Raw genomic sequence first — 6,658 nt, forward strand, 5'->3', positions numbered from 1 at the left:
GGATGAGGGGGAGGGAACCCGCGAGCGCGCGGACCGGCTAAGCGAACGACTGGCGCTAGAGAAAGAACAATCTCCGCTGCTGGAGCAGCTCTGGCAGAACCGGGACTACTTTACCCGGCGCTCGCAGTGGATATTTGGCGGCGACGGCTGGGCGTACGATATCGGCTTCGGCGGTCTCGATCACGTGCTGGCCAGCGGGGAGGACGTCAATATCCTGGTGTTTGATACCGAGGTCTACTCCAATACCGGCGGGCAGTCGTCGAAGTCGACCCCGACGGCGGCTATCGCCAAATTTGCCGCCCAGGGCAAACGCACCGGTAAGAAAGACCTCGGCATGATGGCGATGAGCTACGGCAATGTCTACGTCGCGCAGATTGCGATGGGGGCCGATAAAGATCAGACCCTGCGCGCGATTGCCGAAGCCGAGGCCTGGCCGGGGCCGTCGCTGGTGATTGCCTATGCCGCCTGCATCAACCACGGACTGAAGGCCGGGATGAGCTGCAGCCAGCGGGAGGCGAAACGCGCGGTGGCGGCGGGATACTGGCATCTGTGGCGCTATCATCCGCAGCGCAAGGCGGAAGGCAGGACGCCGTTTGTCCTTGATTCCGAAGAGCCTGAAGAGAGCTTCCGCGACTTTCTGCTCGGCGAGGTGCGCTATGCCTCTCTGCACAAAAGCACGCCACATCTCGCGGACGCGCTGTTCGAACGGACGGAGGAAGATGCCAGAGAGCGGTTCAGGAAGTATCAGTCGCTGGCCGGGGACGAATAACGCCGGTCCTGCACAGCCGCAGAGTTGGGATGAAAGGAGACAATGCAGAGGGATTTGCCATTTAACGACTTGCCGTCACCAATGTTGACAGGGGAACGCTATGTTTACCGGTATTATCCAGGGGATGGCGAAAGTGCTGTCCATTGAAGAAAAAAGCCATTTTCGCACCCACGCCATAGAGCTGCCCGCGGGTATGCTGGCGGGGCTCGAACCCGGGAGCTCGGTGGCGAATAACGGCTGCTGTTTGACGGTCACGCGAATTGACGGCGCGCGGGTGAGCTTTGATTTAATGGACGAAACTCTGCGTGCGACCAGCCTCGGTGCGCTCAGGGAAGGTGACTGGGTGAACGTTGAGCGCGCCGCCAGATTCAATGACGAAATAGGCGGACACCTGATGTCCGGCCATATTATGACCACCGCAGAAGTGGTGCAAATCGTGGCCTCTGAGCACAACCGTCGGATGTGGTTTAGTCTGCGGGACCCGGCGGCCATGAAGTATATCCTCTACAAAGGCTATATCGGCGTGGACGGGATCAGCCTGACCGTGGGTGAAGTGCTGCCGCTGCGTTTCTGCGTGCACCTGATCCCGGAGACGCTGCAGCGCACCACGCTGGGGGCGAAAAAGGTCGGTGAGCAGGTGAATATTGAAATCGATCCGCAGACTCAGGCGACGATCGATACCGTGGAGCGCGTGCTGGCCGCCGTCGCCGAAGAAAAAGGGCGCCAGGTCGCCCCGCTTGCTGCCTGGCCGCACGCCTAGCCTGTCACCTGGAGCACAATTTTGCCTATGTGATCCCCGCGCTCCATCATGGCGTGCGCCAGCGGGGCATCCTCGAGCCGGAAAACCTGATCAATGGTAAAGAACGTTTCCGCTATCGCGGCAGCCTCGACCATGCTCACGCCCGTCGGGATCGGCAGGCACTGCGTCGCGGGTAGCAGGCAGTATTCCGCGTAGCCGCCGCCGTTGGTCAGGCCACACACCTTGTCCCCGTGACGTTGTCACCTAGAGCCACAACGTTCCCGGCAACTTCAAGGCCGGGTACCGGAGTGACGCCCTCGGGCATAGGGTACTTTCCCTGCCGCTGTATCACATCCGGACGGTTTACGCCCGCGGCAGCAACTTGCACCAGCACCTCATCGGGGCCGGGCAGCGGCAGGGGCGACTCAGCCTCTCCAGCGGCGAGCGCGGCTGAAAAGGGTTTATCAGCATTGGGCCGTTCAACGACCAGCCAGGGTACTGGCGAGGTGTATTGACTTAGAGAGTAAGGTGACGGAAAAAACGCGTTCTCTTCAGCGGCATCGGGGGCGGGATGACGATCGTCGGAGGGTAAGCCGGTCATGATGATCTCCTTATGGGCGATTTACATTACAGCTTTAGCTTAGGTAAACCGCCCACAGGCAGCAATGAGGGATAGCCCTCAGCGGCTGACTCCCGGAATCTTTGGGACGCGCGTGTTAACGACTGGAGATGAGGGCAGCCCGTTGTATCTGCGCGCGATGTTAACGCGCAAGATCATTATCTTAGCCATGTTTTTCAATGAGATATTTTGTGCTCACTGAGTCTACAACCGCTCTTTGGTGGCTGACGACCATGATGATGCTCTGCGGGAGTTCGCGGCGGATAGCGCCTATCAGCGCGACGGCCGTCCCATCGTCCAGGTGGCTGGTTGATTCATCAAGGCAAATAAAATCGGGCTGATTCACCAGGATGCGGGCAAACGAAAGACGCTGCTGCTCGCCGCCGGAAAGGATACCGCGCCATGACTGGCGCTCATTCAGCTGCCGGCACAAATGGTGTAGCCCAACCCTCTTCAGGCAGCTCTCCAGCCGTTGATTGCTGACTTTAGCTAAGCCCGGATACGTCAACACGTGGCTCAGGAGATCGTCGGGCAGATACGGTTTTTGCGGCACGAACAGGCTTTTGCCGGTCGGGTGGCTATAGGCCCCGCTGCGGTATGGCCACAGCCCGCAGAGTACCCTTAAGAAGGTCGTTTTCCCACACCCGCTGGCGCCGGTAATCGCCACTGCCTCCCCGCGCCGTAAGTCGAGATTTATCGGGTTAAACAGGGGCGTACCATCAGCGTGACGGGCGACCAGATGAAGACAGCGTAACGTTCCGGGCTGGCGGGAAACGCGCGATTGCGCCGGCAGCGCGATTAAGCCTTGCTCAAACTGCCATAGCCTCTCTACCGTCGCTGACCAGGCCACTATCTGGCGGTAGGAGTCGATAAACCAGCCGAAGGCGTCAAGGACGTAGCCGAAAGCGGCGCGCGCCTGCATGACGCCGCCAAGCGAGATCTGTTTTGCGATGTACAGCGGCAGGACGGCAAAAATCGGGATCATCAGGCTCAGACGAAAATAGGAGGTGGTGAACGTATCCAGGCGAAACTCGCGCGACATCAGTCGCTGCCAGTTCTGCACAATCGCCGAAAAATGACGGTGTACGCGTCGCAGTTCGGCACGTTCGCCGCCGTAGAAGGCAATCTGCTCGCTATTTTCGCGGATGCGCAGCAGGCTGGCACGGTAGTCCGCCTCGCTTTTTTGCCGCTCTATATTCAGCTGATGCAGCGGGCTGCCTATCCAGTGGGCCAGCAGACTGCTAATAACCGCATACCCCAGCGCCACCCACACCAGATAGCCGTGCAGCGTGACGCTGTGTCCGGCGACGGTGAGGCTGAACGTGCCCGAGAGCTGCCACAGAATAACAATGAACGATAAAAGCCCCGTGATGTTTTTTAGCAGCGACAAAAATAGCCCAAGGCTCTGCTCAACCAGCAGCCGGATATCCTCGGCAATACGCTGATCGGGATTATCGGGTTCAGCATGGAGGCTCAGACGGTAATGATTATGTCGTCGCAGCCACAGATGGTGAAATCTTAGGGTCATCTTCTGTCGGCCGCGAACGATCAGTAATTTTTTCAGCCAGTTCGAGCTGATAATGAACGTCACAAACAGCGCGGTATATCCGGCATAGGAGAGCGCCAGCATGCCGATCGACGCCTGCTGAAAGTAGTCGCTGAGGGCATCGTAAAATTCCCGGCTCCAGTTGTTGTACTGAACGCTTATCCATACCACGCCCAGCGTAAGGGCGGTCAGCGTCAGCAATAAAAGCCATGAAAACCATTCGCGAGGGTGCAGCCAACAGGGGGCGATCAGCTGGTAAAACCGTTTCAAACTTTGCATAAAAAAGGTCGCACAGAGTGTGTAAAAAGCGTGACAGCCGCCCTCGCGGACGGCTGCCCATTATCCTTTGCGCTTAATAAGCCCATTTCACGTTGAACATGACGTTACGCGGATCGCCGTAGAAATTGTTGCCGCCGCGGTGACGGTTGGAAACGCCGAGGTAATACTCTTTATCCGTCAGGTTGTTACCGTTCAGGCTCAGGCTTATTTGTTTACTGTACTGATAGCCGATATTGGCGTTGAAAAGGGTGTATCCGCCCTGGGACACATCGTAGTTGGTGGTGGTATCCGTCTGCGCCGTCAGCCCTGCGCCGACGGACCATTTATCCCACTCTCCCGGCAGGCGATAGCTGCTATACAAGCGGAAAAGGTGCTGCGGCGTGTGTTTGCTGTAGTTGGTGCCTTTCTGCGTGGCGGCGGCTTCGAGATATTTGCTGTTATTAAGCGTGTATCCGGCGTAGATCTGCCAGCCCTGCGCAAGCTGCCCGGATATCTCCATTTCAATGCCCTGGCTCTGCACCTTGCCGTCGGCGACGTAGCAGTCATCGCAGTCCACCCCGCTCATGGCGTTATTGGCCTGAATAATGCGGAACAGGGCGACGGAGGCGTTCAGCCCGCCGTTGAAGAACTCCCCTTTGACGCCGGTTTCGTAGTTGCTGCCGGTGACCGGCGGCAGGAAGTTGCCGCTGGCATCCAGCGAGCTTTGCGGTTTGTATATTTCGGCATAGCTCAGATACCAGGTGTAGTCTTTGGCGAAATCCCACAGCAGGCCGCCGTAGGGGATGATTTTACCTTTCACCTTGTAGTTGCTGTGCGCGGTCATCGCCCCGGTGGTGAGATTGGTGAAATAGGAGTCGTAGGTAAAGCTGCTGTAACGGCTTCCGAGGATCAGCTTCCAGTCGTCCGTCAGGCTCAGCCGCGTCGTGGCGTACAGGCCGCGCTGATAGACGTTGTACTGATAGCGGCGGGTGTAATCCCAGTCGGGTTCAGAGAGGCTTTCAGGGTCCCAGCTATAGATATTTACCGCGCTGGTATTGCTCAGCGAACCAAATAAATTATTGAAGTTCTCCTTCTGATAATCACCGCCGAATACCAGCTGGTGGTCGCGATCCAGCAGCTCGAACGGCCCGCTCAGGTTAATGTTCACGCCGTACTGGCTGCTGCGGTTGTGTCGTTGCAGGTAGTTGTTGAGCTTCGCGCTGCCTGAATCATCCACGCCCTGAGTGCCGTTGCCGTAAACGCCGATGAATTTGCCCTCGGCGCTGGCGGTCGTGTAGTTCAGCGAGCTTTTGGCGACCCATTCGTTATCAAAATAGTGTTCGAGTTCAGCGTAGGCGTTAGTTTTCTCGAAGGTGATGTTATTCCAGCTGGCCCCCAGGAAGGTCGAGCGGGGCAGACCCAGGCTGGAGTAGTTGGTGGACATCGGCACGCCGTAAAGATTGGGCACCGTATCGGTTTTTTGCCAGGAGAGACCGGTGGTCAGCGTGGTCTGCGACGTCAAATCATAGGCGAGAGTACCGAACAGCACCTGGCGATCGCTGTGCACGTAATCGGTAAAGCTGTCTCTCTTTTGCAGTACGCCAACCGCGCGGCCGCGCAGCGAGGCATCGTCATTCAGCGGCCCGGAGACGTCCATTTCGCCGCGGTAGTTATCCCAGCTGCCGGCGCTGGCGCTGACGGAAGAGCGAAAATCATAGGTCGGACGCTTGCGCACCATATTCACCGTTCCCCCCGGTTCGCCGCTGCCCTGGGTCAGGCCTGACGCGCCGCGCAGAACTTCCAGATGGTCGTAAATGGCCAGATCCGGCGATTCGGTGGAGGCTTCGGCATACCCCATTCCAGCGAGGCTGTTTTGAAACGAGGAGCTGATACCGTCTTCCTGAAGGTTATCCATCGTGAAGCCGCGCGACTGGTAACGAGTCTGGTAGGAGCTTTCGTTGATGACGTTCACGCCCGTGACCTGACGCATCGCGTCGTCCAGCGAGGTCATATTCTGATCGTTCATCCGCTGGCGGGTAACCACGCTGACCGACTGCGGCGTCTCCCGTGGCGAGAGATTCAGACGGGTCGCCGCCGACATGCTGCGGGTGGTGTATGAGCCGGTATCTTCAGTCATCGCGCCGTAGTTAACGTCACCGATCACCACCATTTCGTCCCCTTCAGGGATCTTTTTCAGGGTGTAGCTGCCGTTGGGCTGACGTTCTGCCAGCAGCCCGCGATCGGTCAACAGCCGGGAGAAGCCTTCGGCAAGGGTGTAGGTGCCGTTGAGCGCCGGAGAGGATTTACCGGCCGTCAGCCGCGCATCGCTCGCCAGATAAATGCCCGACTGCGCGGCAAACTGATTCAGCTGAGTCGCCAGCGGCGCGGCCGGGATCGCATAGACGTGCTTATCCGTCGCCGTTTCGGCGGCCTGCGCAGCGGCAAAGGTCAGTAGCGGCGCACAAAACATCATGCGCAGGAGGGCGGCCGTCGGCGTACGACGGAAAATCCGCGGCGGGCTGGTGCGTGGTGATGATGACATAGATTCCCCTGATAATTCCCAAAAGTAAAAGTGCTGCATAGGGTTAATCGGATGAGGGCCCGTAAAGGGGAACCGATGAGGCGAATTTATTTGTTATTTATCGCGCGGGGCGACCGTCAGCCACCAGGAGAAGCGGCGGTTGAGCTGCACGGGCAGCGCGTTGGTGAGCATGTCCAGCGCCATAT

Annotated in this window: 4 protein-coding genes and 1 pseudogene; 2 read left to right on the plus strand and 3 right to left on the minus strand. The window is 58.4% G+C overall.

All coding sequences use genetic code 11. The features are described 5' to 3' along the window. On the plus strand, positions 1–769 hold a 769-nt coding region (locus tag PFH44_RS23450), incomplete at its 5' end, for a thiamine pyrophosphate-dependent enzyme (RefSeq protein WP_283826314.1). 100 nt (positions 770–869) lie between these two features. Further along, positions 870–1,529 carry a riboflavin synthase gene (locus tag PFH44_RS23455; protein ID WP_045858129.1) on the plus strand — a complete coding sequence of 220 codons (660 nt, stop codon included), beginning with the start codon at positions 870–872 and terminating at the stop codon, positions 1,527–1,529. A 23-nt stretch (positions 1,530–1,552) separates the two neighbouring features. Here the strand turns inward: PFH44_RS23455 and PFH44_RS23460 are convergent. The 3 genes and pseudogenes from PFH44_RS23460 to PFH44_RS23470 form a co-directional block, all read right to left on the minus strand. Further along, a pseudogene (locus PFH44_RS23460) lies at positions 1,553–1,998 on the minus strand (alcohol dehydrogenase catalytic domain-containing protein); the annotation flags it as partial. Between the two features lie 292 nt (positions 1,999–2,290). Next, positions 2,291–3,952, minus strand: a complete 1,662-nt coding sequence (locus PFH44_RS23465; RefSeq protein WP_283826315.1) for an ABC transporter ATP-binding protein/permease — start codon at positions 3,950–3,952, stop codon at positions 2,291–2,293. 73 nt (positions 3,953–4,025) lie between these two features. Beyond that, on the minus strand, positions 4,026–6,473 hold the full coding sequence (locus PFH44_RS23470) for a TonB-dependent siderophore receptor (RefSeq protein ID WP_283826316.1): 2,448 nt from the start codon (positions 6,471–6,473) through the stop codon (positions 4,026–4,028). Positions 6,474–6,658 lie beyond the last annotated feature (185 nt).

It is taken from the genome of Klebsiella sp. Ech2A (assembly GCF_030078455.1).
Classification (GTDB): domain Bacteria; phylum Pseudomonadota; class Gammaproteobacteria; order Enterobacterales; family Enterobacteriaceae; genus Klebsiella; species Klebsiella terrigena.